Raw genomic sequence first — 26,050 nt, 5'->3', positions numbered from 1 at the left:
GCATCCATGCGGCTCACGCCCCCTCAACCGGACCCACCCCGCCTTCGACAGATTTCCGCGATCTGTTGGAACCTGCTGCTGATGGTGGTGCTTCTGATGAGGGTGGGTGCCGACCGTTGGTGGGCCTGCTGCTGTTGGTGGGTGCCGACCGTTGGTCGGCACGAAGCCTGACCCCGGCGGATGCGTCATTTCACCGGCGTCGGTTTTTTGGCCTGGGGCTGCAGGGCTGGGAGGCCGGAAATCTGGCGCTGGCGCGGTCAGCTTGTGTTCTCCCATCCACGCGCGGCGTGGATCTACTCATGCAGCGGCGCCAGAAAAAAGAACGCCCGGGCAAGCCCGGGCGTTCGTGTTCCTTTCATGCGGATCAGGCTGCTCAGCCGGCCAGTTCAGCCTGCTCGCGCTCGATGCCGTACTTGCGCAGCTTTTCCACCAGGGTGGTGCGGCGCAGGCCGAGCAGCTGGGCGGCGTGGGCGACCACACCCTGGGTGCGTTCCAGGGCTTCGTTGATCAGGCCCAGTTCAATCGTGGCCATGTGGTTGCGCAGGTCCAGGCCGTCGTCCGGCAGGGCTGCAGGCGCGGTGCCGCGGTTCACGGCGATGCCGTGTTCCAGCGCCGGCTGGCCGCCGCTGCCGGGGGTGTGGAAGGAGAAGCTGCGCAGGTCCAGGCGTTCCTCGCTGGCGGCCACCGGCGCCGGCGCGGGGGGCGCCACCGGTGCCAGTGCGGCATCGCCACGGTAGCGGGCCGGCAGGTCCTGCACGCGCACCGAGCCACCCGGATGCAGCACGGCCAGGCGCTCGACCAGGTTGGTCAGTTCGCGCACGTTGCCGGGCCACTCGTAGCTGGCCAGGGCCTGCAGCGCTTCGGGGGTGAAGCGCACTTCGCCGCGGCCGGTGCGGCCGAGCTGCATGGCGATGGTTTCCACCAGCGCCGGCAGGTCTTCGCGACGCTCGCGCAGGGCCGGCACTTCGATCGGGAAGACGTTGAGGCGGTAGAACAGATCCTCGCGGAACTTGCCTTCGGCGATGCGGGTTTCCAGGTCACGGTGGGTCGCGGCGACCACGCGCACGTTGCAGCGGATGGTCTGGTTGCCACCGACGCGCTCGAAGCTGCGCTCCTGCAGCACGCGCAGGAGCTTCACCTGCATCGGCAGGCTCATGTCGCCGATCTCGTCCAGCAGCAGAGTGCCACCTTCGGCCATTTCAAAACGGCCCTTGCGGGCGGTCAGCGCGCCGGTGAAGGCGCCCTTTTCGTGGCCGAACAGCTCGCTTTCCAGCAGGTCGGCGGGAATGGCGCCGCAGTTGATCGCCACGAACGGGCCATCCCGGCGCGGCGAGCGCTGGTGGATTGAACGCGAGACGACTTCCTTGCCGGTGCCCGATTCGCCCAGCACCAGCACGGTGGTGTCGAAGGCGGCCACCTGCTCGATCATGGTGCGCAGCCCGGTCACGGCCGGGCCGTTGCCGGTCGGGCCCTGGTCCTGCACGGCACCGGCCTGGTGCTCGGCATCCAGGCGCTTGAGGCTGGCGCGGCGCAGCAGGGCTTCCATCTGCGCATGGCGCAGCGGGGCTTCCAGCGGCCAGATATTGGCTTCGTGCAGGCCGTGCTGCTGGGCAAACGCCGCAGCTTCACCGTCGGCCAGCAGCACCGGCGGCGGCAGGCTGCTGCCGCCCAGCCAGGCGTACAGCGCGGTACTGGCAGCGCTGTCGTCCAGGCTGCCGACGATCACCGCCATCCAGTCGTTCTGGCGCTGGCGGCCCAGGTCGAAGTCGGCCGCGTCGGAGACCCAGCGCGGGTTGAAATCCATGAATTCCAGCAGGGCAACGGTGCGCTCGGCACGCACGGCGTCGTTGTCCAGCACAAGGATGCGCGATTCACTCACGATCGATCCTCCCTGAGGCCTTCCAGGATCGGCATGACTTCCTGGATGTACGACAACTTGCTGACGAAATTGTCGGCGCCGGCGCGCAGCGCGTGCTCGCGGTGCTCGACGTCGTCGAAGTGGCTCGCGATCACGATGTACGGGGCATCATCCTGCGACTTGATCAGGCGGGTGGCCTGCAGGCCGCCCATTTCAGGCATTGCCAGGTCCATCAGCACCACCTGCGGACGCAGCGACTCGGAACGCTCGATCGCTTCCAGGCCGTTGCCGGCGCTGCCGACGATCTGCAGCCAGTCGATCTTGCGGAAGTGGCGCATCGCCGCGTTGATGAATCCCTCATGGTCATCGACCAGCAGAACTGTGAGCTTGTTCATGTCCAACATCCTTTTCAGCCCACGCGGGCCAGCTGTGGTTGCCTGGCGCTGAGCCGGCGCCGTTCGCGGGCCGGGGCGATATCCAGTTGTTCGCGGTATTTTGCGACGGTTCGGCGGGCAATGTTCACCCCCTGGCGCGACAGCAGGCCGGCAATGGCCTCGTCAGCCAGCGGGCGACCGGCCGGTTCGGCGTCGATCAGGCGGCGCACCATGGCCTTGACGGCCTGGCCGGAGACGCTGGCGCCTTCCAGGCGCACGGCGAAGAAGTGCTTCAGTTCGAAGGTGCCGCGGGGGGTCTGCAGGAACTTGCCGGTGGTGATGCGGGACACCGTGGATTCGTGCATGCCGATCGCTTCGGCCACTTCCTTCAGGGTCAGCGGTGCCATGGCTTCCTCGCCACGCACCAGGAACGCGGCCTGGCGCTCGACGATCACCCGCGCGGTGCGCAGCAGGGTGTCGTAGCGCATCGACAGGCCGCGGCTGAACCAGCGTGCTTCCTGCAGCATTTCGCGCAGGGCCGGGGCGGCGTCGCTGGTTTCGGCCAGCGCCTGTTCGTACTGGCTGTTGATCGACACGCGGCGGCTGGTGGCCGGGTTCAGGGCCACCTTCCACTGCTCATCGGCGTGCCAGGCGACCACATCGGGCACCACCACCGCATTGCGCTCGGGCAGCAGGCTGTCGCCGGGGCGCGGCTGCAGTGACAGGATCAGGCGCACAGCCTCGCGCACGTCGTCCACTTCGGCGTCGTGCTGACGGGCCAGGGCAGGGTAGTCGTGCGCGGCCAGGGCTTCCAGCGCGCCTTCCAGGATGCGTGCGGCCAGGTGCCGGGCCGGCACCACGCCGTGCAGGCTGTACAGCTGCGCCAGCAGGCCTTCGCGCAGGTCCTGCGCGGCCATGCCGGCCGGTTCGCCGTGCAGCAGCTGCTGGCGGATGGCTTCCACGCCGGCGCCATCGATATCGAACTGCGCACTGGCCAGCAGCTGCAGCTGGTCCAGCGGGGCCTGCAGGTAGCCGGCTTCGTCGCAGTGTTCCAGCCAGAAGGCCGCCACGGCCAGCTCGCGCTCGTCCAGATCCAGGGCCAGGCGCTGCAGCACGCGCAGCTGCGGGTCGCTGGACTCGCCCGCGGCGATGCGCGCCATGCGGTCGTCGTCGCCGTCCTGCCAACTGCTGCCGGCCACGTCCCACATGGACGACTCGGGCAGCTCGTCGAAGGCTGCGGTTTCCAGGGTGGTGGTGCTGGCGTCGGTGGCGTCGGCCGCCGGTGCTTCAGCGTCCTCGATTTCCAGCAGCGGGTTGGAATCCAGCAGGCGCTGGATTTCCTGTTCCAGGTGCAGGCCGTCCAGTTGCAGCAGTCGGATCGACTGCAGCAGTTGCGGCGTGAGGTGAAGCGTCTGGCCCAGCTGGGTCGAAAGTGCAGCCTTCATTTCAGTTCCCCGGCGCCGCTCCCCGACGCCTTGTGGAACACATCTTGCTTTTGATCCCGGGCAGGCGGAATCGGGGGGTTCCTGAGTGCGCTGGTGGTATTCCCGACAGCTTGTAGGGGTATTCCCTACAGCGTCGCGGGAAGTTGACGATGTTCCGCGCCAAGTTGTTGATTTGTGGTGGCGGGGCTGCGTGTCCGGGGAGCCTGTGTGTACGGAAATCCGTCAGGGCGTGTCGGGGTGACGGAATCCTGTCGTCGCCGCGCGGGCCGGGACGGGGGGTAGAGTCGACTGTCAGTCGACTCCCGCGCGAAGTGCAGTCGACCAACGGTCGACTCTACCGACGAGGCGGAGCGCAGTCGACCAAAGGTCGACTCTACTCCAGCTCGTGCTGGTGCCGTGCTGCCAGCAGCAGCAGGTCGTTGGCGCGGCGGCAGCCGAGCGACTCCATCATGCGGGCGCGGTGGGTCTCCACCGTTTTCACGCTGATACCGAGGTCGGCGGCGATTTCCTTGTTGCTCTCACCCTTGCCGATGCGGCGCAGGATCTCGCGCTGGCGCGGCGACAGGGCGGCGATGCCGGTGGGCTTCTCGCGGCCCAGCATCGGCGCCAGCATCTTGGCCGAGATCTGCGGGCTGAGGAACACCTGGCCGGCGTGCGCGGCGCGCAGCGCCAGTTCAAGCTCCTGCGGGGCGGCATCCTTCACCACGAAACCCACGGCGCCACGGTCCAGTGCATCGCGCACATGGGCGGCGTCGTCGTGCATGGTCATCATCACGATGCGCGTACCGGGCGAGCGCAGGCGGATGTCGCTCAGCGCTTCCAGGCCGGTACGGCCGGGCAGGGAAAGATCCATCAGGACCACGTCGGGGGCGTGCTGCAGGGCCATCTGCAGGGCCTGCTCGGCATTGCTCGCCTCGGCCACCAGCTGCACATCGGCAAACCCCTGCAGCAGTCGCGCCAGGCCGGCCCGAACCAGGGTGTGATCGTCGACGATGAGAACTCGCACAGGCACGTTGCTGGTCCGTGAGGGGAGACCACCTTAACTTAGCTGAACGGGCACGCCAAGGGCCGTCCGTCCCGCTGCCGGGTGCCAGGTTTCAGCGCGCTCGCCGCGCTTCGGCAACCTGACGCCGATGCAAACGGAACAAGTGCCGTTCCATGGCCATTTCCAGGCCATCGCCAAGGCGGTTGAAGCGCAGCCACAGGAAGTGGCCGCCGCTGCCATCGGCCGCTTCGGCGATCACGTCCACCGGCAGGTCGATGTTGTCGGGCAGCCAGTCGCTGGGCTGCAGGCGTACCACCCCGGCCTGGCCGGGCAGGGCGCCGCTGCGCGGGCCCAGCTGCAGGCGGATGCCACGGCGCGACCAGCGCACCGGGCGCAGGGGCAGATCCTGGCCCTGCTGGCGCACCAGGCGGCCCAGCAGCACCATGGTCAGGTCCAGCTTGGCTTCCAGGCGCTGGATCTGCAGGCTGGCTTCGCTGCGTTCGTCGTGCTCGTCCCCGCGGCTGTCTTCCACCAGCGCCAGGCTGCGCAGCAGGCCTTCGGCACTGCTGGTGCGGCCCGCCGCACTGCCGGCCTGGAACTCGGCCGGCAGGGCCAGTTCGCAGCTGAGCGTTTCATCGAACAGCTCGCTCTCGGCAGGGTGGTGCAGCGACGTGGTCGGCAGCAGGGTCATGCCAGCGATTCTGCCTTCAGGTACGCATGGGCGGCGCGAAGGGAGCGGCCCGTGTGCTTGAGGTGTGCGGCGGCTTCGTCGCGCAGGCCGATCATGCGGGCCAGCACGCGCTGCTGGTGGTCGCGCAGGGCGAGGATGGCCTCGTTGCTGGGGCGCTCGACCACCATCGACAGTGCGGCCACGGCCTGCAGGTGCTCGGCCATCAGGCGCTCGCTGGTGTCGTAGTCATCGCCCGGCAGGCTGGCGTCGAGCGTGTCCAGCGAATCGTGCAGTGATTGCAGGTTCACGGTGCCACCGCCTTGACGTGGCGCTGGTCGGCCGGAATGGCGTTCCAGGCCGAATCGATTTCGACCATCAGGCCCAGCGCTTCCTGCAGCGCGGTGGAATCGTTGTGCAGATTGCCTTCGGTCAGGCGCATGATGACGAAGTCGTACAGCGCCGACAGGTTGCCGGCGATCTCGCCGCCGGCTTCGTGGTCGAGCGAGCCATGCAGGTGGCCGACGATCGCACAGGCTTCGCCGATGGCCTTGCCCTTGCGCGCCTGGTCATTCTGCTGCAGCGAGGCTTCAGCGGTGCGGATGCGCTCGCATGCACCGGCCAGCAGCAGGGCCACCAGCTTGTGCGGATCTGCGTCCACGACCGAGGTGGTCACACCGACCTTGCGGTACTGCTCGGCGAACTGCCGATTGGAACCGTACATATATGGAATCTCCTGGAATGCCTGCCCATCCGCGCGGGTAGGGGCATGGGTTCGGCACGGGGTCTAACGTGTTATCGGCGCAGGTGGCGTGCTACTTGAGTGCCACCTGCACAGGAAAAAGCGTATGGATCAGCCGAGCTGGTCGATCAGCGAGCCGCTGGCGGACTGCATCTGCGAGACCATCTTTTCCATCGCGGTGAACTGCTTGGTGTAGCGGTCGGATACTTTTTCCATGCTCTTGTCGAGATCGTCCAGCTGCTTTTCCAGCGCCTTGATCTGCTTGTTCAAGGTGGCCTGGCGCTGGGTGATCGTGCCGCTGGTGGTATCCAGGGTGCTCTTCATCAGCTCGGTCATCGGCTTGGCCAGCGCACCTTCGGCACCGAACAGCTTGTTGGCCGCTTCCGGGTTCTTCGACAGCGCGGTGTCCAGCTTGGCCGCATCCAGGCTCAGGGTGCCATCGGCGGCGATGGTCAGGCCCAGGTCCTTCAGATCGTTGACGTTGCTGCTCAGCTGCGTGCGCAGCTGCTGCTGCAGGCCGCGCACCATGGCATCGCCGGTCATCGTCGAGGCGGTGTTGGTTTCGGCGTTGTAGGCGCTGGAGCTCTTCAACGTCGACTGGATCGAGTTGTAGGCGGTGATGAACGCGTTGAGGTTGGTTTTCAGCGTGCTGTTGTCGGGGGCGATGGTCAGCGTCTGCGGCTCGCCTTCCTTGGCCTTGGTCAAGGTCAGGCTGACACCGGGCACCAGGTCGGTGATGGTGTTGGAGCTGCTGGTACGGGTGAAGCCATCGACCACGACCACGGCATCCTTGGCCGGCACCATTTCGCTCATCTTCGAGGCGTCGGTGCCGTCGTAGACCAGGCTGGACAGTCCGCCATTGCCGCCGCTGGCGCTGACCTTCAGCGCGCCCTTGGTGCCGGAATCGACGGCGGTGAGCACCAGGTGCATGCCATCGTCGGCGGTAACCACGGCGGCGGTGACGCCCTTGCTTTGCGCGGCCGAATTGATTTCCGCAGCGATCTTCTCCAGCGTCGCGCCGGCCTCGATCTCCACGTTGATGGTCTTGTCGCCGTAGGCGATCGACAACGTACCGTCACCCACGACGGCATCCTTGGTGTAGGCCTGCGAGCTCAGCTTCTGGTTCTGCGCCAGCGATTTGACTTCCACCTGGTGGGTACCCGCCGCCGCCTTGCCGGCCGTGGTGCTGGTATCCAGCGCGGCGGTGAAGTTCGACTCGGTGGGCGTGGTCAGCTTCATGCCGGGCTTGGCCATGCCCGTCACCAGCGTCTTCAGCGCCGTCTGCAGGGTGGTCATGCCGCTCTTGATGGTGCCCAGCGCCGACAGTTTGGCGCTGGCCGCAACACCGGCCGAGTTGATCTGGTTTTCGCGGGGCTCGCGTTCCTTGGCGGTCAGCTGGGCAACCAGCGAGGGAATGTCGAGACCTGTACCAATCGTGCCGATGGCCATGCGGGGAATCCTTGTTCTTGGACGGGCCGTTCAGGTGTCCTGCACCTGCTATCGGCCGGGGATGGGCGAGCTTGAGCGTTGAAACGCTTCCCCACCCGGTGCAAGGCGCGTGCCAACCGGCTGCCGGGCACGAAGAAGGGGGCTTTCGCCCCCTTCCCGTTACTGCAAGGTACTACCGCTGGATCAGCGCAGCAGGCTCAGCACGTTCTGGCTGGACTGGTTGGCCTGGGCCAGCATGGCGGTACCGGCCTGCTGCAGGATCTGGTTGCGGGTCAGCTCGGCGGTTTCCGAAGCGTAGTCCACGTCGCGGATGCGGCTACGGGCTGCGGACATGTTCTCCGACGAGGTGTTCAGGTTGGCAACCACCGAGGTGAAGCGGTTCTGGATGGCGCCCAGGTCGGCACGGGCCGAGTTGATCGAGTTCAGGGCTGCGTCCATCGCCAGGATGGCGTTGTCTGCACCGCCGACCGAGGAGATGTCCAGATCGGCGAAGCCGTCCTTCGCGCCGCCTGCGGAGTAGTTGTTGGTCTGACCAGTGGCGAGGCCAGTCTGCTCCAGCAGAGCGGCGTTGCCAGCAGCATCGTTCGTGGTGGAGGCGACGGTGAAGTTGCCCTCCTTGCCGGTCAGCTGGACCTTGCCTTCGACCAGTGCGGCAGTGACACCCGTCTCATGGGTCTTTGCATTGACAGCGTTCACCAGCTGAGTTGCGCGATCACCGGCAGTCTTCGCACTGTCCAGGTCGATGCTCACAGCCGGGCCCAGCTTGCCGTCAACCGTACCCGTGATGGTGAAGCTGGTCTTGCTGAAGGTTGCAGTGACAGCTGCTGCGCCGTTGTCCTGTACGCCGACGAAATCTGCTTCCGCGAAGGTGCCGCCAGCGTTGAAGGTGCTGGCGACCTTCACTTCAAATGCGGTGCCGTCAGCCTTCGTGAAAGTAAGGTCGCCATCTGCGGCCTTACCGCTTACAGTGATGCCTGCGGCCTTCAGGTCTGCAGCCACCTTGTCACTGGCGATAGCGTCGTCGATCGCGGCATCATCGACGGTGACGGCGGCGGCTCCGACCTGGGTGCTCGAAAGGATTTCAACCGAGCCGACGGAGAGGGTGAACTTCTGACCGTCCGCATTGGAGACGGCTTCGGTGAATGCACCGCTTTCAGCAGAAACGTTCGGATCAGCAGCCTTTGCGCCGCCATCAGGCAGTGCACCGGCAGACGACGCCGACGTCGTTGCGCTGGTCCAGCTGCCCAGCTTGCTGATGTTGGCGTTCGCAATCTGCGAGATGTTGATCGTTTCGCCCTGGTTGGCGCCGATCTGGAAAGCCTGGTTGGTGAACTTGCCGTTCAGCAGGCTCGTGCCGTTGAAGTTGGTCTGCTCGGCGACGCGCTGGATTTCCTGCTTCAGCAGCTGGACTTCGGCGTTCAGCGCCTGGCGGTCCGAATCCGAGTTGGTGGCGCTGCGCGACTGCACGGCCAGTTCACGGACGCGCTGCAGGTTGTTGCCGATTTCACCCAGTGCGCCTTCAGCGGTCTGGGCCAGCGAGATACCGTCGTTGGCGTTGCGGGCAGCCTGGTTGGCGCCGCGGATCTGGGTGCTGAAGCGCTCGGAGATGGCCAGGCCGGCGGCATCGTCCTTGGCGCTGTTGATGCGCAGGCCCGAGGACAGGCGCTGAATGGTGGTGGCCAGGTTGGTGCCGCTGGTGCTCAGGTTGCGCTGGGCGTTCAGCGACATGGTGTTGGTGTTGATGACTTGTGCCATGGTGCGGTTTCCTTGTTGGCAGTGTGTCCGGCAGAGCAGCCTGACCGGTTTCGGGGGGCAGTGGCTGGCTTCCCCCCAAGGGGTGTGCTACCGCTGCTGAAATCAATAACGGCACTACCCCTCCGGCCTTTAGGAAAGTTTCGGTGCTTTTTTCCCGGGGCAAATGAAAAGGCCCCGCCATCTCCATGGCGGGGCCCTCCTGATGCTCAGGTAGCGGCGGCTGTTACGACTGCAGCAGGCGCAGCACGTTCTGCGGCACCTGGTTGGCCTGGGCCAGCATGGCCGTGCCGGCCTGCTGCAGGATCTGGCCACGGGTCAGCTCGGCGGTTTCCTGCGCGTAATCCACGTCGCGGATGCGGCTGCGGGCGGCCGACAGGTTTTCCGAGTTGGTGTTCAGGTTGGCGATGGTCGAGGTGAAGCGGTTCTGGATCGCACCCAGGTCGGCGCGCGCCGAGTTGATCGACTGCAGCGCAGCATCCATGGCCAGGATGGCGTTGTCAGCGTTGGCCTGGTTTGAGATGTCCAGCTCGGCAAAGCCGGTCTGAGCGACACCGGCGGCGTAGTTGGTGGTGGCGCCGGCGGTCAGGCCGGTCTGCTGTGCCAATGCAGCCTGAGCAGCGGTCTGGTCAGTGCCGATCGCGCCGACGGTGAAGTTCGCATCCTTCGACGTCAGCTGCAGTGCTCCGTCCACCAGCGACGCGGTTACGCCGGTTTCGTGGGTCTTCGAATTGATGGCGTTGACCATCTGTGTGGCGCGTTCCGCGGCGGTCTTGGCGCTGTCCAGATCAATGGTCACTGCCTGGCCCGGGGCGCCGTCCACGGTACCGGTGATCGTGAAGCTGGTCTTGCCGAAGACTGCTGGCTCTGCTTCGATACCATTGGTGACCGCAGCTGCAAACGCGCCGTTGGCGAAGCCGCCGCCGGCCTGGGTGATGGTGAAGTTGCTGCCGTCTGCGCGGCTGAACTGAATATCGCCATCTAGCACGGTGCCAGTTACAGTAAAGCCTGCTTCCTTGAGCTGTTGCGTCTTCCCATCGATTGCCGCCTGCATGTCGGCTACCGACACCGCATCACCCGCCGGGCGGTCCAGGATCGAGATGGTACCGACGGTCAGGTTGTATGCAACAGTGCCGCCTGCGGCCACAGGCGCGAAGGTGCCGGATTCCTCAGAGGTGGAAGGCTTCGCCTTGACCGCACCACCATCCGGTGTCACGCCCAGTGCCGATGCATTCGTCGAGGCACTCGTCCAGCTGCCCAGCTTGTGCACGTTCGCATTTGCGATCTGCGAAATGTTGATGGTCTGGCCCTGGTCGGCGCCGATCTGGAAGGCCTGGTTGGTGAAGCTGCCATCCAGCAGGCTGGTGCCGTTGAAGTTGGTCTGCTCGGCGACGCGCTGGATTTCCTGCTTCAGCAGCTGCACTTCGGCGTTCAGCGCCTGGCGGTCCGATGCGGAGTTGGTGGCGCTGCGGGCCTGCACGGCCAGTTCGCGGATGCGCTGAAGGTTGTTGCCCACTTCACCCAGTGCGCCTTCGGCGGTCTGGGCCAGCGAGATGCCGTCGTTGGCGTTGCGCGCGGCCTGGTTGATGCCACGGATCTGCGTGGTGAAACGCTCGGAAATGGCCAAGCCAGCGGCATCGTCCTTGGCGCTGTTGATGCGCAGGCCCGAGGACAGGCGCTGGATCGAGGTGGCCAGCGAGCTGCTGCTGGTGGTCAGGTTGCGCTGAGCGTTCAGCGACATGGTGTTGGTGTTGATGATCTGTGCCATGGTGCTTCTCCGTGGTTGCTCGGTTCGTTTCGGTGAGGAAAGGCGCGGGACGCGCCGTGCTGGAAGTCAGGTGGAACGGGAAGGGGTCAGCCGATCCTGTTGAACAGGGACATCGCCTGCATCTGGCTGAAGATGGTCTGGGCGGCTTGAAGGGCAGCGTTCTCCAGCTTGTATTGGCCGATCGCATCGGCGTAGTCGAGATCGCGCATCGTCGAGAGCGTGCTCTTGACGGTGACGGCAGTGGCTTCGCGGGCGCTGGCCGCGGTATCGATGGCGGCCAGCTGCGCACCGCCCTTGGCACGGGCATCGATCGTCGTTTCCGAGGCCCGGTTGAGGTCGCGGATACTCGACTGCAGGGTGTTCTGCAGTGCCGTGCGCTGGCTTTCAGTGGACGGGTCGGTTTCCAGTGCCGCGACCAGGCTGTCCAGGGTGGAGAAGATGTCGCGGGTACCCGCGTCGCTGATGTTGAATTCGTCCCCGGCCGCCGGCGCACCTTCGATGCGCATGCTGACGCCGGCCACGACGATGTCTTCGCCGGGCTTGTGGGTGCCGCTGCCCACCACCGTGCCGCTGCCGTCCACGACCTCGTAGGCCCCTTCGGCGGTGCCGGTGAAGCGCACGTTGAGCGTGCCGCCGGCCCAGCTGCCGCTGCCATCGCGGCTGATGGAGGTGAGCAGGCCGCTGCCACTGTTGCCGGCGGCAGCGCTGGCATCCACGCGGCCATCGCCGGTGGGGATACGCATGAAGATCTCGCTGCCGGGCAGGGCATCGGACACCAGCTGGCCGGGTGCGACCTCCACCTGGCGCTGGTTCTGGTCGCCGTTGTAGGTGACGGTGCCGCCGGACAGCTTGAACGGCGCATCGGCGTCGTTGCTGCCGCCGAACAGGTAGCGGCCGCTGCCATCGCGGGAGTTGGCCAGCGACAGCAGGCTGTCCTGGATGGTCTTCAGTTCGCTGACGATGGCCTTGAGGTCACTGGACTTGGGTACCGGGCTGTTGGCCTGGATGCTCAGTTCAACGGCGCGCGACATCAGTTCATTGACCTGCGCCAGCGCGTTTTCCTGCAGGCCAAGACGGTTCTGCACGCTGTTGGCGTTCTTGCCGAGCTGCTCGAGCCCGGCCACGACGCGGTCCAGTCCAACAGCGGTGCCGGCACCGACCGGATCGTCCTTGGCCGAGCTGATCTTGCTGCCGGTGGCGATCTGCTGCTCGAGGTGGCTGATCTTGGACTGCTTGGCCAGCATCAGCGATACCGACTGGTTGAACATCATCCCGGTGGAAATGCGGCTGCTCATCGGCGGATTGCTCCCAGGATGGTCTGGAACATGTTGTCGGCGGTGGAGATCAGCTGCGAGGCGGCCTGGTAGGCCTGTTGCAGGCGCAGCATGTCGGCGGCTTCTTCATCCAGGTTCACGCCGGAAATCTCGTCGCGTGCGGACTGCGCCTTGTCCGAGATGACCTGCTGCGCATCGAGCGAATACTCTGCCGAGCGTGCGGCGGCGCCGACCTGGGTGGTCAGGCCACCGAGCGCGCCGTTGAGGGTGACCGTGCCGGCGTTGAATGCCTTGGCATCCTCGACCTTGGCCAGCAGCGCGGCGTTGCTGTTGTCGGACGAGCCTGCCGGGGTAGGGGTGATGTTGAAGGTGTCGCCGGTCTTGGGCGCGCCATCCAGCACGAAGCTCCAGCCGTTGGCGCTGATGGTCTGGCCGGGCGTATAGGCCTGCGGCGCCCCGCCATTGATGGTGTAGGTCGTGGCCGAGGTGAACACGATCGCGGCAGGGTCGCGCAGGTTGGCGTTGCCGACGTCGGTCACCGCAACGCCGGTCAGCTTGCCGGTACCGGTGTTGGCCAGTGCTGCCGTGCCCTTCACGGCGGCGGCCGCCGCGATGCGCGAGGGATCGGTGATGGCCGTTTCCAGGCTGCCGGCCACGCCGGCGGTCGGCTGCAGCAGGAACCGGTCGTTGGTGGCCGGGGTGCCACTCACCACCAGCTCGACGCCGTTGATCACCAGCGGATCGGTGGCGCTGCCGGTGCCGGTCAGGGCAACGCTGGCGCCGGTGTCGGCGCGGCTGGCCTGCCACTGCGTGCCGTCGAACTTGAGCACGATGTTCTGTGCATCCAGCTTGGACAGGTCGCCATAGGTCGCCGTGATGCTGCCGGTGCCGGCGTTGCTGGTATTGGGGGTGACGCGCGGGTTGCCGATGTTGAAGAAGTCGCCACCCATCTGGCCATACAGGTCCACGCCCTGGCGGTGGGCCTGGTTGAAGCTCTCGGCCAGGCCGACCGCGAGCTTGCCCAGTTCGGCCTGGGCCGGGGTCAGCACGGTGTCGCGGAACTCGAGCATGCCGCCGATCTTCCCGCCCACGGCCTTCGGGTCCAGGGTGATCGTGCCGCCCTGGGTCTGCAGGGCGAGCTGCAGGCGCTCGGGCTGGTAGGGGTCGGTCACCGTGGTGACCTTGGAGGCCGTCGTGCCCACCACCAGGGCATTGCCGCCGGCGGTGTAGACGTTCATCACGCCGCCATCCTGCACGACCGCGGTGCCGCCGGTGTAGCCGACCAGCTGCGAGATCAGCTGGTCGCGGCGGTCCAGCAGGTCCGGCGCGGCGTCGGTCACGTTGCTGCCGATGGCACCGTTGATCTGGGCGATTTCCTGGGCCAGCCGGTTGATTTCGGTGGCACCGGCGATGAGCCCGTTGTTGACCTCGCTGCTGAGGTTGTTCATCTGCGTGTTGAGCTGGCCGAAGCGGCTGGCCAGGGCCTTGCCGCCATCGAGCAGGCTCTGCCGGTCGGCCGTGCCTGCGGCATTGGACGACAGGCCGCTGACGGCATCGAAGAAGTTGGACCAGGAGCCGGCGACGTTCGTGGCCGAATCGGAGAACAGGGCGTTGACCCGGTCGGCCATGGTCGACAGCTGCTTCAGGCGCGCGAGTTCGCCGCTGCTGTCGAGCAGCCGCGAGATCGCCAGCTGGTCAGCAGCGCGGCGGATGTCGGTGATCCGGGTGCCGCTGCCCACCTCGCCAAACCCGTAGTTCTGCGGATCGGCGGTGGCGAAGTCGACCTTCTGCCGGCTGTAGCCGGGCGTGTTGATGTTGGCGACGTTATGGCTGGTGGTCGCCAACGCACGCTGGAAGGCGAGCAGGGCACTGGTACCGGTGGAAAGGACGCTGGACATGGGGTTCCTCAACGACGGGTGATACCCAGCGCCGCAGTCGCGGTGCTGGCGAAGGTCTGGCCAAGGCGCGTGCCGGCGTCGGTCACGGCGGCCACGGCGCGCTCGATGGTCGGGCCACCGGCGATCGCGGCGATCTTGGCCGCGTAGCGCGGATCGGTGGCGTAGCCGGCGCGCTGCAGGCCACGGGCGAAGCCCTGCACGTCGGTGCCGGCCTGCAGTGCCTGCTGGTAGCGCGGGCTGGTCTTCAGCAGGCGCACGTAGTCGGCGAAGCTCTCGGCGGGCGTGCTGTAGGCGCGGAAGCTGGCCGTTTCGTTACGGCGCACGCCGTCGACATACTCGTGGGTGCCGGCGACGGCGCTCTGGCCCTTCCAGCCGGTGGCCTTGATGCCGAACAGGTTGTGCGAGGTGCTGCCATCGGCGTGCTTGATCTGGCGCTTGCCCCAGCCGGTTTCCAGCGCGGCCTGGGCCACCAGGGCGCGGGCATCGACGCCCAGCTCCTTGGCCGCGCTCTGTGCGTGGCCCCAGATGCTGGCCACGAATCCTTCGGGCGTGTTCGCGCCCAGCTGGGCCACGGCGGTGCGGGTGGCCAGGGCATCGGCTGGCGTGCCCATGCTGCCGCGGTTGCTGGCGGTGGCCGCCCACTGGTCGTTGCTGGCCGCCCAATCGTCGCCGGCGATGCTGCTGGCGTACGGATCGCTGGTGCCCAGCGAACGGTGCATGCTGCTGCTGTCGCGGCCGGCAATCAGGTCCAGCGCCTGCTCCATCGGTGCCAGTGCGGGGCTGGTCGCGGCCTGCGCGCCCTCCTGGGCGCCTGCCGCCATCTGCTGCAGCATGCGCACGGCCTGGCTGGCATCGTCCAGCGACAGCGAGGGCGCCGCCTTGGCCGGTGCATTGAGCTGGTAGGCGCGGCTGGCCTTGGCCGGGTCCACGTGGGTATCCAGCGCCGGGCCGTCGGCCTGCTGGCCGGACAGCTGGCGGCTGATGATGGACGACAGGCCCAGGCCTTTGCCCCGGGTCATCGCCTCGGCGATCTTCTGGTCGTACATCTCCCGGAACATCTTGTTTTCACCGGGGAACAGCGAATCACCGAAGCTGGCATCACGCATGCTCTTGACCAGCATCTGCGCGAACTGGCCTTCCAGCTGGCGCGCGACCTTGTCGACCCTGGCCGGGTCGGTCTGCTGTGCAGGATTCAGGTCGAAGGCGGGATTGATGCGCATGTCAGATCACCTCGAGTTCGGCGCTCAGCGCACCGGCCTGCTTCAGCGCTTCCAGGATCGCGATCAGGTCGCCCGGGGCAGCGCCCACGGCGTTCACGGCATGTACGATTTCATCCAGCGTGGTACCGCCGTTGAACTTGAACATGCGGCTGCCATCGTTGGTGGCCGTCACCGTCGACTGCGGGGTGACCACGGTCTGCCCGCCACCGAAGGCATTGGGCTGGCTGACGTTGGCGTTCTCCTGGATGGTCACCGTCAGCGAGCCATGCGAGATCGCGGCCGGGCCGACGCGCACCTGCTGGCCGATGACCACAGTGCCGGTACGCGAGTTGACCACCACCTTGGCGGGGGCGCTGCCCGGGGTCAGTTCCAGGTTTTCGATGCGGGCCAGCAGGCCGATGCGCGCACCCGGGTCGGTCGGTGCGGCCACGGCCACGGTCACGCCATCGACGGCACGCGCAGCACCCTCGCCGAAGGCGTTGTTGAGCGCAGCGACCATGCGCGAGACCGTGGTGAAATCGTTCTGGTGCAGGTTCAGGGTGATGTCGCCGCCGTTGGCCAGCGGATCGGGCAGGGCGCGTTCGACGGTGGCGCCGTTGGGAATGCGGCCCACGCTGGGCACGTTCACCGAGACGCGCGAACCATCCTTGCCCTGTGCGCCGAAGCCGCCGACGATCAGGTTGCCCTGGGCGATGGCATAGATCTGCCCATCGGCGCCGCGCAGCGGGGCCATCAGCAGCGAACCACCGCGCAGCGACACCGCGTTGCCGATGGAGGACACGGTGATGTCGATCGGCTGGCCAGGCTTGGCAAACGGCGGCAGCTCGGCGTGGATCGCCACGGCGGCCACGTTCTTCAGCTGCGGGTTGACGTTGGCCGGCACGTTTACGCCCAGCTCGCCGAGCAGGTTCTTCAGGCTCTGCACGGTGAAGGGCGCCTGGCTGGTGCGGTCACCGCTGCCATCCAGGCCCACCACCAGGCCGTAGCCCACCAGTGCATTGCCACGCACGCCGCCCACCTGGGCGAGATCCTTGATGCGCTCGGCGCTGGCCGGGAAAGCAACGGCGAGCACCAGGAACAGCGATCCGTAGAGCGACGCCGCGCGTCGCTGCAGCAAATATCGGAATGAAAGCTTCATGGCCATACTCAGAACGGCGTCAGGCCGGAATTGAAGAAGCGGCTCAGCCAGCCCATCGCGTTGGACTGCGCGACCGGGCCGCGGCCGCCGTAGACGATGCGGGCTTCCGCCACGCGGCTGGAGGGAATGCTGTTGTCCGGCGCGATGTCGCCCGGGCGCACGATGCCCTGCACCTGCACCAGTTCGTCGCCCTGGTTCAGGCGCAGGTTCTTCTGTCCCTGCACCACCAGGTTGCCGTTGGGCAGGCGCTGCACCACGGTCACCGTCACGCTGCCCTGCAGGCGGTTGCTCTGCGCGCTGTTGCCCTTGCCGGTGAAATCACGCTTGCCCGAAGCAGTGGCGCTGAGCACGTCCTTGCCACCCAGGGTCACCGGCGCACCGAAGATCGACGGCGTGCCGATGCTCAGGTTCGATTCCTTGTTGGTGGCGGTGTTGGCGCTGGTCGTGGCGGTGGTGTTCTCAAGCAGCGTGATGGTCAGCAGGTCGCCGACATCGCGTGCGCGGCGGTCCGAGTACAGCTGCAGCGTGGGGCCGGCGGCGTAGATCGCGCCCGCGGTCGGTGCGGCCTGCGGCGGCATGATCGGCTGGATCGGCGCCATGGCGGGGTACGGGCGCACGTCGCCGGCGATCACGCAGCCGCCAAGCAGGGCGGCCACGGCGCAGGGCAGGGTGATTCGGGCAAGGGTGGAGAAGGACGACATGGCGGTATCCCGTTGGCGACGGTCAGACGTTCTGGTTCAGGTAGCCGAGCATCGCGTCGGTGGTCGAAATGGCCTTGGCGTTCATTTCGTAGGCGCGCTGCGTTTCGATCATCGAAACCAGTTCTTCCACCACGTTGACGTTGCTGCCTTCCAGGGCACCCTGCACCACGTTGCCCAGGCCGTTCAGGCCGGGGTTGCCGTTCTGCGCCGGGCCGGAGGCAGTGGTTTCCAGGAACAGGTTTTCGCCGCGGGCCTGCAGGCCTGCCGGATTGACGAAGTCGGTCAGGGTCAGCGCGCCGATTTCCACGGTGGCGGCGTCGTCGGCCATCTTCACACTGATGGTGCCGTCGCTGCCGATGGTCACCGACTGCGCGCCTTCGGGAATCTGGATGCCCGGCTGCACCGGGTAGCCGCTGTTGGTGACCAGCTCGCTGTCCTGGTTGATCTTGAATGAGCCGTCACGGGTGTAGGCCGAGCTGCCATCGGGCATCTGCACTTCGAAGAAGCCGCGACCATTGACCATCACGTCCAGTGCGCGGCCGGTCTGCTGCTGGCTGCCCTGTTCGAAATTCTTGGCGGTGGCCACCACGCGCACGCCGGTACCGATCTGCAGGCCGGTCGGCAGCTGCGTCTGCGCCGACGATGCGCCGCCAGGCTGGCGCACCTGCTGGTACAGCAGATCCTCGAAACTGGCGCGGTCCTGCTTGAAGCCGGTGGTGTTGGTGTTGGCGAGGTTGTTGGAAACCACCGACATGCGCATCTGCTGCGCATCCAGTCCGGTTTTCGCGATCCACAGTGCCTGGTTCATCTTCGAAGTCCTGTCTGGGTGAAGCCGGCCGCGCGGTGCGACCCTTGGGTGAAGTAGTGCAAGCGGCGTGCCAGCAACGGCGCGTGCCGGTGCCGGAATTCCGTCAGCCGCCCAAGCGCAGCAGACTGTTGGCGCTGCGTGCGTTCTCGTCGCCGTGCTTGATCACCTTCACCTGCATTTCGTACTGGCGCTGCAGCTGGATCATCTGCACCAGCGCGCCGGCGGCATCGACGTTGCTGCCTTCCAGCTGGCCGCTGTGCACCGTCGGTCCCTGTGCCTGCGCGAACGGCTGCTGCGGGTCGGTGTTGGCGAACAGGCCGTCAAGGCGGCGCTCCAGGCGTTCGTCGGCGGCCTGCACGATCTTGATGCGGCCGATCATCGCCATCGTCTGCGGGCCTTCGCCCTGCGGGATGATCGAGATCGTGCCGTCGTTGCCCACTTCCATCGCCTGGTAGGGCGGGATGGCGATCGGGTTGTTGTTGTCGTCCAGCACCGGATGACCGCTGGAGGTCACCAGCTGGCCGTTCGGGGTGACCGACAGCGCGGCGCCACGGGTGTAGGCCTCGCTGCCGTCGGTGGCCTGCACGGCCAGCCAGGTGCCGGTCTGCAGTGACAGGTCCAGCGGCTTGCCGGTGATGTGCTGCGCGCCGGCGGTGCGGTTGAAGCCGGCGTCGACGTGCAGCGCATCCACCCGCGAGGCAAAGCCCTGGCCACGGATCGGGAAGGCTTCGGTGTTGGCCAGCGCTTCCTTGAAGCCGGGGGTGTCCGAGTTGGCGAGGTTGTGGCTGAGCGTTCCCTGTGCCTGCAGGGAGGCGCGGGCGCCGGTCATCGCAACGTAAAGGGCTTTATCCATGGGGGGCGTTCCGTGACAGGTTCAGCAGGTCATCAACGGATGTTGATGACGGTCTGGGTGATCTGGTCCTGCGTGGTGATCATCTGCGCGTTGGCCTGGAAGTTGCGCTGCGCGGTGATCATGTTCACCAGCTGCTCGGTCAGGTCCACGGTCGATGCTTCCAGCGCGCCGGCCTGGATCTTGCCGAGGTTGGAACTGTCAGGCGCGGCAGTGCGCGGGGTACCCGACTCGAAGGTTTCCACCCACAGGTTGTTGCCCTTCTGCGCCAGGCCCTGGGTGTTGTTGAAGCTGGTCAGTGCCACCTGGCCCAGCGGCTTGTCATCGCCATTGGAGTAGCGCGCGTAGACCACGCCGCTGTCGGACACGGTGATCTCGTTGAGCTTGCCGGCCGCATAGCCGTCCTGCTGCGTGTTGCGCAGGGCGAACTTCTCGCCGTACTGGGTCGAACCGCTGATATCCAGCGTCATGTTCAGTTCGCCCGCACCGGTGGTGGGGGTGAACGTGCCGAGGCTGATCTTGGCATCGGCCGGGGTGGTGAGCTTGCCGCTGTTGTCGAACGCGATCGCGGTCGGAGTACCGGCCGGTTCGCCATCGACGTAGTTGTGCACGGTCCAGCCGTTGGTCGCGGCGTCCTTGACGAAGTAGGACACCTGGATGTGGCTCACGCCCAGCGAGTCATAGACGGTGATGCCGCCGCTGGACTGGTTGTAGCTGTTGGAATCGGTCGGATCGAAATCGGCGACCGTCGGCTGCTTGGCGTTGGCGGGCAGGGTGAAGCCCACCTTCACTTCGCTGGTCTGCTTGGGCGGGCTGTCGGTGGTCAGCAGCTGCAGGTCGACCAGGCGGCCGGCGTCGAAGCTGGTGCCATCGGCATTGGGTGCGAAGACCTGCAGGCGTGCGCCCTGCGGGTTGACCACGTAACCGGCCGAGTCGGTCTGGAAGTTGCCGGCGCGCGAATAGACGCGTGCGCCGTTCATGTTCATGGTGAAGAAGCCCTCACCGGAAATGGCCATGTCCAGGCTGCGGCCGGTCTGGTCGTTGTTGCCCTGGATGAACTGCTGGGCCACGTTGGTGACGCGTGCACCGGAGCCGGTCTGGTTGTTGGACAGGCCGTAGCTGGTGGCGGCGAACAGGTCGGCGAATTCCGCGCGCGACTGCTTGAAGCCGACCGTGTTGACGTTGGCAACGTTGTTGGCGGTGACGCTCAGGTCGGTATTGGCGGCGTTGATGCCGGACAGCGAGACGTTGAAGCCCATGGGATTGCTCCTGGTAGATGCGGGGGTGCGGCTCAGCTGACGCGGAGCACGTAATCGATCGGGGCCGTGCCCAGGCCCTTGAGGTTCAGGTACAGGCCGTCGGAGCCGACGGTCACGCTTTCCACCGGTGCCTGCACGTAGGTGGACAGCTTGGTGCTGGTGCCTGCGGTATCGACGTGGTTGGCGACGATGGAGTACTTGCCCGGCGCCATGCGGTTGCCGTTGGCGTCCTTGCCGTCCCACTTGAACGCCACTTCGCCGGCGGCAGCGGCTTCGACGCTGATCGAGGTGACCTTGCTGCCGTTGGCATCGGTGACATCGACGGTGACGATGCCGGCGGCGGGTGCTGCCACGGTGCCGCTGACATCACCTTCCGCTTCGAGCACCAGCTTTTCCGAGGGCACCAGCACTTCATGGCCGACCAGTGCCGCGCCACGCAGCACCTGGTCGCTGGCCATCGATTCCTGGAAGCCCTTCACCGAGGTGTTGAGGTCGGTGATGCCCTGCACGGTGGACATCTGCGCCATCTGCGCGACCATCTGCGTGTTGTCCATCGGCTTCAACGGATCCTGGTGCTGCAGCTGCTCGGTCATCAGGCGCAGGAAGTCGGCCTGGTCGAGCGTGTTCTTCTTCTTGGTGCTGTTGCTGTTGGGGGCGTTCAGGCCGAGGGCGGCGTAGACGTCCTGGTTGGTCTGGGTGGTGACGGTGGTCATGCGGTAATCCTCGCGGGCGCGCCTCAGCGGCCCATGGTCAGGGTGGCCAGGGCCAGTTCCTTGGCGGTGGTCAACATCTCCACGCCGGCCTGGTAATTGCGCGAGGTCGAGATCAGGTTGACCATCTGCGCCACCGGATCGACGTCGGGCTGGTAGATGTAGCCATCGGCGTCGGCCAGCGGATGGCCGGGCTCGTAGCGCTTGATCGGCGCGGCATCGCTCTGGGTGATTTCCTTGACCTTGACCGAGGTGATGTTCGGATCAGTCTTGCTGGTCACGGCCTGGAAGATCGGCTCCAGCGGCTTGTAGACCGCGTCGGCCGAGCCGGCGATGCTGTCGGCGTTGGACAGGTTGGAGGCGATGGTGCTCATGCGCACCGACTGCGCCTGCAGTGCGGAGCCGGCGATGTCGAAGATCGGCAGGTTGCTCATGGCTTACTGCCCCGTGATCGCGGTGAGCATGGAACGGACCTTGCTCTCGACGAAGCTGAGCGAGGCACGATATTCCAGCGCGGCGCGGCCATAGGCAGCGCGCTCGGCATCGGGGTCGACGGTGTTGCCGTCAAGGCTGGGCTGTACGCCTTCGCGGGCCACCTGGAACGGGTTCAGGCCACTACTGATCTCGTAGTGCCGTTCGCTCGTGGTGGTCATCAGGCCGTTGGCATCCAGGCCCTGCGCGTTGCGCAGGGCGGCGTCGAAGTCCAGGTCCTGGGCCTTGTAGCCGGGGGTATCGGCGTTGCCAAGGTTGCTGGCGATCAGCTTCATCCGCTGTTCGCGCAACGGCATGGCCTGGGCATGCACGCCCAGGTAATCGGTAATCAGGTTGCGCACGGTGCACTCCCACGGGAACGATGCCCGGGAAGCTGCAAGGGGTGTGCCAAAGAGGGTAGGGGTCGGATCCCCGCAGGGGCTCTGACCCCGGTGCCGCCGGATTGGGAAAGGGGTCGGAGCCCCTGCGGGGATCCGACCCTGGTGGCGGCCTTACGCCGCCATCGCCACCTTGCGCAGGCGGTCCAGCACGAAGTCGGCCAGCTCGTGCGGCGAGTACTTGGCCACGAAGGCATTGGCGCCGACGCGCTCCACCATCGCATTGTTGAATACGCCTGACAGGGAGGTGTGCAGCAGCACATACAGCCCGGACAGGCCGGCGTGGCGCCGGATTTCCGTCGTCAGCGTGTAGCCGTCCATCGCCGGCATCTCGATGTCCGAGATCACCATGGCGTAGCGGTCGGCCGGGTTTTCACCCGAGGCGTGGATCTGCAGCAGGTGGTCCAGCGCCTGTTTGCCATCGGAAAGCAGGGTCGCGCCGACCCCCAGCTGGTCCAGTACGCTGCGGATCTGCTGGCGGGCGACGCGGGAGTCGTCCACCACCAGCACCTGCAGCTGCGGGGCGTCGGCCGGCATGGCCATGGTCGGGTCCAGCACGGCCTCGCCACGGATCTGGGCGATGTCGGCCAGCACGCTTTCCACGTCGATCACCTGGATCAGCTCGCCCTGGAAGCGGGTCACCGCGGTCAGGTAGCTCGATTCGGCGCCCAGCTCCGGCGGCGGGTGGATGTCTTCCACCGCGATATTGACGATGCGCTCGACCCCGCTCACCAGGAACCCCTGGATGGACCGGTTGAACTCGGTCACCACCAGGTAGCCGGGGGCGGTGTCCGCGTCCGGCTCACGCTCGGGGTGGCCGATGGCCAGGCCCAGGTCCAGCACCGGCACCGAACGGCCACGCACATCGGCCACGCCGGCGAACTGGCCGGGCAGCCCGGGTACCTGGAACAGCTCCGGGCGGCGCAGGACTTCCTGCACCTTGAAGACATTGACGCCAAAAAGCTGACGTCCGCCGAGACGGAACAGCAGCAGCGCCAGGCGATTGTGGCCGGCCAGTCGGGTCCGCTGGTCGATCCGGTTGAGCAGGTCATGGGACATGGCTGCTGTATCGGCGCAGGGGCGGCCGAACTTGAGGGCGCTCTGTCGGTTGCGATGCATCTTGTAGGGTCGACCGTTGGTCGACCGCTCGATTGGTAGGGTCGACTGTTAGTCGACCGCTGTACAAGGGCAGAGCGCTGGCACGCCGCTTGCACGCACCCGGCCAGGTCTTTCCGAGCAGGAGGCGCCATGCGCCGGATCACATCTCTATTGGGCATTGCACTGGCGCTCGCCTCGCCGTGGGCGGCCGCTGTCGATTGGCAGCCGGTGGCCAGCATCCGCACGGCGGCGCTGTCGACCCTGGCGGCCGGCAGCGAAGGCGAGGCCGTGGTGGCCGACGCGCTGCGCCTGCCGCGCTGCGGCTCCGCCCTGCAGGTGCAGCCCACCGCCAACACCACGGTGGAGGTCAGCTGCCCCGATGCCGGGGGCTGGCGCCTGTTCGTGCCGGTGAAGGTGCGCCACAACCAGGCGGTGCTGGTGCTCACCCGTGGCATTGCCACTGGAGAAACCCTGGCAGCGGCCGATATCAGTACTGCCCAGCGTGACGCAGCCCGGATCGCCGGCGCCGTATTGTCCGATCCCGCAAGCGCTGTCGGTCGTATGGCCCGCAGGCCGCTGCAGGCCGGAAGCCTGCTGTCGGCCAACGACCTGGTCACCGAGCGTCTCATCAAGCGAGGAGACAACGTGGCCCTGGTGTCCCGGCGCGGCTCGGTCGAGGTGCGCATAGTGGGCCGGGCGATGGGCGATGCAGGCGAGAACGAGCGCGTTTCCGTTGAAAACCTGTCCTCCCGCCGCATCGTGCAGGGGACAGTGGACGCCCATGGTGACGTAATCGTGGCGCGTTGAAAAAGTAAGAGATTTCCCTAAAGATCACGGCCCTGCGGTCGTTATCCCTTGTGAACGGCAACTCCAGGACACCCCATGAGCCAGAAAATCGACGGCAACCTGCAGGTCCCCCAGGCACTGCGCAGCGTGACGACCCCGGCCACCAAGCCGGGCGTCAGCGGTGATGCACCGGCCCGCCCGGTGGAGGCCGCTGACAGCCTGCGCCTGACCGGCGAGGCGACCAACCTGCAGGCGCTCGAGCGTGAGCTGAGCACCGCCCCGGCCATCGACACCCAGCGTGTCGCCGCCGTGCGCGAGTCGCTGCAGAACGGCAGCTACAAGATCAATCCGGACGCGATTGCATCGCGCATGCTTGAACTGGACCAGCAGCTGCAGGGATGACCGCGGCGATGAGTGAACATCTTCAGCGACTTGCCCAGGCCCTGGATGTCGAACACCAGGCCCTGGTCGAGCACGATGTGCACGCGCTGATCCGCGCTACCGGCGCCAAGCTGGAGGCGTTGCGTGCCCTGGATACGACCCCGCCGCTGGGCGAGGCCGAGCAGCTGCAGGCACTGGCCGAGCGCAACCGCGCCAATGGCGTGCTGCTGTCGCGCCGCCGCCGCGAGGTGGACTGGGCGCTGCGCCAGCTCGGTCGCACCGAGGCATCGTCCTCGTACGACGCCAAGGGCCAGGCGCACACGGTCAACGCACGCCGGCCACTCGCCGTCGCCTGACCGGCCCGGGGCGCACCCCGGCAGTAGATCCACGCCATGCGTGGATGCGGTCGGTGCGCCACGGGGATCAGACCTCCGCCGGCCATGGCCCGGCGCTACCGATACCCCGGTAGTAGATCCACGCCATGCGTGGATGCAGTCGGTGCGCCACGAGGATCAGACCTCCACCGGCCATGGCCCGGCGCTACCGATACCCCGGCAGTAGATCCACGCCATGCGTGGATGCAGTCGGTGCGCCACGGGGATCAGACCTCCGCCGGGCATGGCCCGGTGTGCCGGCAGGCTGCTGCGCTGCGCGGCAGCGCGTATATTGGGCGCCTGTTCGCAAGCCCCCGAGTCGCCGTGTCTGCCGCCAACGCCCTGGTTACCGCCCCCCTTCCCCCGCAGCCGGTGCTGCAGGCCCTGTTAGAGCGCCTGCGCGAAGGGCTGCTGTTGTTCACCGAAGACGGTCAGGTGGCCCTGGCCAATCCGGCCGCGCAGAACCTGCTGGGCAGTGAAGAAGCCGCCGCAGCGGCCCCGCAGCGCCTGCGCGAGCTGCTGCCGCCGGATGCGCTGGAGCAGGCGCGCCTGCACGGGCAGTGGAACGGCAGTCTGCCGGTCGGCGAGGGGGTGGTCATCGCCCACCTGTACCACCACGGCCAACCCGGCAGTGGCCACTATCTGGCCCTGTTCCGCCCCATCGAAGGGCAGGAAGACTACGAGCGCGAACTGCAGCAGCGCCATGCCGAACTGCGCCAGGCCTACCTGCGCCTCAACGGCACCCAGGAAAAGCTGCTGCAGTCGGAAAAGATGGCCTCCATCGGCCAGCTGGCCGCCGGCGTTGCGCACGAGATCAACAACCCGATCGGCTACGTGCACTCCAACCTCGGCAGCCTGCAGGAATACCTGCGCAGCCTGTTCACCGTGATCGAAGCTTACGAGCGGGCCCTGCGCGCGCCGGACCCGAAGGCGCTGATTCCGGAAATCGACGATATCCGTGACCGCCTCGACATCGATTTCATCAGCCGCGACCTGCCGCAGCTGATGGCCGAATCGCGCGAGGGCATCGAGCGGGTGACCCGCATCGTGCGCGACCTGAAGGACTTCTCGTATTCCGGTCGCGACGAGTCGTGGAAGCTGGTGGACCTGCATTCCGGCCTGGAATCAACCATCAACATCATCTGGAACGAGCTCAAGTACAAGGTCACCCTGCACCGTGAGTTCGGCCAGCTGCCGCTGGTGGAATGCCTGCCGTCGGAGTTGAACCAGGTCTACATGAACCTGCTGCTCAACGCCGGCCACGCCATCGCCGAGCGCGGCACCATCACCGTGCGCACCGGCGTGGACGGCGACACGGTCTGGGTCGAGTTCGAGGATACCGGTGGCGGCATTTCGCCGGAGCTGCGCCAGCGCATCTTCGATCCGTTCTTCACCACCAAGCCGGTCGGCAGCGGCACCGGCCTGGGCCTGTCGATCTCCTACAGCATCATCAACAAGCACCACGGCCGCATCGACCTGGACAGCACGCCCGGCGTCGGCTCGCGCTTCCGCGTGGTGCTGCCGGTGAAGCAGCCGCGCTGACGGCATCGGGTAGTGCCGGCCGCTGGCCGGCAACCCCATGGAATCGGGCACCCCGGGCAGCCCGCCAGCGGCCGGGACGAACCGGGGCGGGAACTGAAAGCC

26 protein-coding genes are annotated in these 26,050 nt (G+C 66.7%); 4 read left to right on the top strand and 22 right to left on the bottom strand.

Annotated features, from left to right (window positions below; genetic code table 11):
* Window positions 1-373 precede the first annotated feature (373 nt).
* The 22 genes from IAE41_RS16155 to IAE41_RS16050 all read right to left on the bottom strand — a co-directional run bounded on the left by IAE41_RS16155 (window position 374) and on the right by IAE41_RS16050 (window position 22,826).
* The gene (locus tag IAE41_RS16155) at window positions 374-1,879 is read right to left on the bottom strand and encodes a sigma-54 dependent transcriptional regulator (RefSeq protein WP_200733804.1); all 1,506 of its coding nucleotides are present in this window, start codon (window positions 1,877-1,879) and stop codon (window positions 374-376) included.
* The gene (locus IAE41_RS16150) at window positions 1,876-2,253 is read right to left on the bottom strand and encodes a response regulator transcription factor (protein WP_049460600.1); all 378 of its coding nucleotides are present in this window, start codon (window positions 2,251-2,253) and stop codon (window positions 1,876-1,878) included. The genes IAE41_RS16155 and IAE41_RS16150 overlap by 4 nt, the downstream gene beginning before the upstream one ends.
* A gap of 14 nt (window positions 2,254-2,267) precedes the next feature.
* A complete protein-coding gene (gene rpoN, locus IAE41_RS16145; RefSeq protein WP_079221827.1) occupies window positions 2,268-3,677 on the bottom strand; it encodes an RNA polymerase factor sigma-54 in 1,410 nt (469 codons plus the stop codon).
* Between the two features lie 373 nt (window positions 3,678-4,050).
* The gene (locus IAE41_RS16140) at window positions 4,051-4,683 is read right to left on the bottom strand and encodes a response regulator transcription factor (RefSeq protein ID WP_079221828.1); all 633 of its coding nucleotides are present in this window, start codon (window positions 4,681-4,683) and stop codon (window positions 4,051-4,053) included.
* A 91-nt stretch (window positions 4,684-4,774) separates the two neighbouring features.
* The gene (locus IAE41_RS16135) at window positions 4,775-5,353 is read right to left on the bottom strand and encodes a PilZ domain-containing protein (RefSeq protein WP_079221829.1); all 579 of its coding nucleotides are present in this window, start codon (window positions 5,351-5,353) and stop codon (window positions 4,775-4,777) included.
* The gene (locus IAE41_RS16130; protein WP_079221830.1) at window positions 5,350-5,640 is read right to left on the bottom strand and encodes a hypothetical protein; all 291 of its coding nucleotides are present in this window, start codon (window positions 5,638-5,640) and stop codon (window positions 5,350-5,352) included. Before IAE41_RS16130 ends, IAE41_RS16135 begins: the two co-directional genes overlap by 4 nt.
* Window positions 5,637-6,053, bottom strand: coding sequence for a flagellar export chaperone FliS (gene fliS / locus IAE41_RS16125; protein WP_079221831.1), 417 nt, complete (start codon window positions 6,051-6,053; stop codon window positions 5,637-5,639). The genes IAE41_RS16130 and fliS overlap by 4 nt, the downstream gene beginning before the upstream one ends.
* Before the next feature lie 129 nt (window positions 6,054-6,182).
* Window positions 6,183-7,520 carry a flagellar filament capping protein FliD gene (gene fliD, locus IAE41_RS16120; protein WP_200733803.1) on the bottom strand — a complete coding sequence of 446 codons (1,338 nt, stop codon included), beginning with the start codon at window positions 7,518-7,520 and terminating at the stop codon, window positions 6,183-6,185.
* Window positions 7,521-7,703: 183 nt separating this feature from the next.
* Window positions 7,704-9,275: a flagellin gene (locus tag IAE41_RS16115; protein WP_200733802.1), complete on the bottom strand. Its 1,572-nt coding sequence runs from the start codon at window positions 9,273-9,275 to the stop codon at window positions 7,704-7,706.
* A 223-nt stretch (window positions 9,276-9,498) separates the two neighbouring features.
* Window positions 9,499-11,040 carry a flagellin gene (locus IAE41_RS22735; protein WP_200733801.1) on the bottom strand — a complete coding sequence of 514 codons (1,542 nt, stop codon included), beginning with the start codon at window positions 11,038-11,040 and terminating at the stop codon, window positions 9,499-9,501.
* Window positions 11,041-11,126: 86 nt separating this feature from the next.
* Window positions 11,127-12,335: a flagellar hook-associated protein FlgL gene (gene flgL, locus IAE41_RS16105; protein WP_200733800.1), complete on the bottom strand. Its 1,209-nt coding sequence runs from the start codon at window positions 12,333-12,335 to the stop codon at window positions 11,127-11,129.
* Window positions 12,332-14,212, bottom strand: coding sequence for a flagellar hook-associated protein FlgK (flgK, locus tag IAE41_RS16100; RefSeq protein WP_200733799.1), 1,881 nt, complete (start codon window positions 14,210-14,212; stop codon window positions 12,332-12,334). Before flgK ends, flgL begins: the two co-directional genes overlap by 4 nt.
* 8 nt (window positions 14,213-14,220) lie before the next feature.
* Window positions 14,221-15,432 (bottom strand): glucosaminidase domain-containing protein, encoded by a 1,212-nt coding sequence (locus IAE41_RS16095; RefSeq protein ID WP_200733798.1) that lies wholly within the window; start codon window positions 15,430-15,432, stop codon window positions 14,221-14,223.
* A gap of 1 nt (window position 15,433) precedes the next feature.
* Window positions 15,434-16,576, bottom strand: coding sequence for a flagellar basal body P-ring protein FlgI (locus tag IAE41_RS16090; protein WP_234458663.1), 1,143 nt, complete (start codon window positions 16,574-16,576; stop codon window positions 15,434-15,436).
* A 2-nt stretch (window positions 16,577-16,578) separates the two neighbouring features.
* Window positions 16,579-17,271, bottom strand: a complete 693-nt coding sequence (flgH, locus tag IAE41_RS16085) for a flagellar basal body L-ring protein FlgH (RefSeq protein ID WP_200733797.1) — start codon at window positions 17,269-17,271, stop codon at window positions 16,579-16,581.
* 22 nt (window positions 17,272-17,293) lie between these two features.
* A complete protein-coding gene (gene flgG, locus IAE41_RS16080; RefSeq protein ID WP_079221839.1) occupies window positions 17,294-18,079 on the bottom strand; it encodes a flagellar basal-body rod protein FlgG in 786 nt (261 codons plus the stop codon).
* Between the two features lie 103 nt (window positions 18,080-18,182).
* Complete coding sequence (locus IAE41_RS16075; protein ID WP_200733796.1) at window positions 18,183-18,932, bottom strand: flagellar basal body rod protein FlgF; 750 nt, start codon at window positions 18,930-18,932, stop codon at window positions 18,183-18,185.
* Window positions 18,933-18,964: 32 nt separating this feature from the next.
* On the bottom strand, window positions 18,965-20,188 hold the full coding sequence (gene flgE, locus IAE41_RS16070; protein WP_079221841.1) for a flagellar hook protein FlgE: 1,224 nt from the start codon (window positions 20,186-20,188) through the stop codon (window positions 18,965-18,967).
* Between the two features lie 32 nt (window positions 20,189-20,220).
* Window positions 20,221-20,901 carry a flagellar hook capping FlgD N-terminal domain-containing protein gene (locus IAE41_RS16065; RefSeq protein ID WP_108746655.1) on the bottom strand — a complete coding sequence of 227 codons (681 nt, stop codon included), beginning with the start codon at window positions 20,899-20,901 and terminating at the stop codon, window positions 20,221-20,223.
* 23 nt (window positions 20,902-20,924) lie between these two features.
* On the bottom strand, window positions 20,925-21,332 hold the full coding sequence (flgC, locus tag IAE41_RS16060; protein ID WP_079221843.1) for a flagellar basal body rod protein FlgC: 408 nt from the start codon (window positions 21,330-21,332) through the stop codon (window positions 20,925-20,927).
* Window positions 21,333-21,335: 3 nt separating this feature from the next.
* Window positions 21,336-21,731, bottom strand: a complete 396-nt coding sequence (gene flgB, locus IAE41_RS16055; RefSeq protein WP_079221844.1) for a flagellar basal body rod protein FlgB — start codon at window positions 21,729-21,731, stop codon at window positions 21,336-21,338.
* A 150-nt stretch (window positions 21,732-21,881) separates the two neighbouring features.
* Window positions 21,882-22,826: a chemotaxis protein gene (locus IAE41_RS16050; RefSeq protein ID WP_079221845.1), complete on the bottom strand. Its 945-nt coding sequence runs from the start codon at window positions 22,824-22,826 to the stop codon at window positions 21,882-21,884.
* Window positions 22,827-23,015: 189 nt separating this feature from the next.
* Here IAE41_RS16050 and flgA point away from each other — a divergent pair, with 189 nt between their 5' ends.
* The 4 genes from flgA to IAE41_RS16030 all read left to right on the top strand — a co-directional run bounded on the left by flgA (window position 23,016) and on the right by IAE41_RS16030 (window position 25,948).
* On the top strand, window positions 23,016-23,672 hold the full coding sequence (gene flgA, locus IAE41_RS16045; RefSeq protein WP_200733795.1) for a flagellar basal body P-ring formation chaperone FlgA: 657 nt from the start codon (window positions 23,016-23,018) through the stop codon (window positions 23,670-23,672).
* Window positions 23,673-23,747: 75 nt separating this feature from the next.
* Window positions 23,748-24,053, top strand: coding sequence for a flagellar biosynthesis anti-sigma factor FlgM (gene flgM, locus IAE41_RS16040; protein WP_079221847.1), 306 nt, complete (start codon window positions 23,748-23,750; stop codon window positions 24,051-24,053).
* Entirely contained in the window at window positions 24,050-24,388 is a 339-nt protein-coding gene (locus IAE41_RS16035) for a flagellar protein FlgN (RefSeq protein ID WP_200733794.1), read from the top strand. The genes flgM and IAE41_RS16035 overlap by 4 nt, the downstream gene beginning before the upstream one ends.
* 342 nt (window positions 24,389-24,730) lie before the next feature.
* The gene (locus IAE41_RS16030) at window positions 24,731-25,948 is read left to right on the top strand and encodes an ATP-binding protein (protein ID WP_079221849.1); all 1,218 of its coding nucleotides are present in this window, start codon (window positions 24,731-24,733) and stop codon (window positions 25,946-25,948) included.
* Window positions 25,949-26,050: the final 102 nt, after the last annotated feature.

Origin of the sequence: Stenotrophomonas sp. S39, from assembly GCF_016624665.1 — a bacterium.
GTDB lineage: Bacteria > Pseudomonadota > Gammaproteobacteria > Xanthomonadales > Xanthomonadaceae > Stenotrophomonas.
This window is presented reverse-complemented; position numbering and strand designations above follow the sequence as displayed.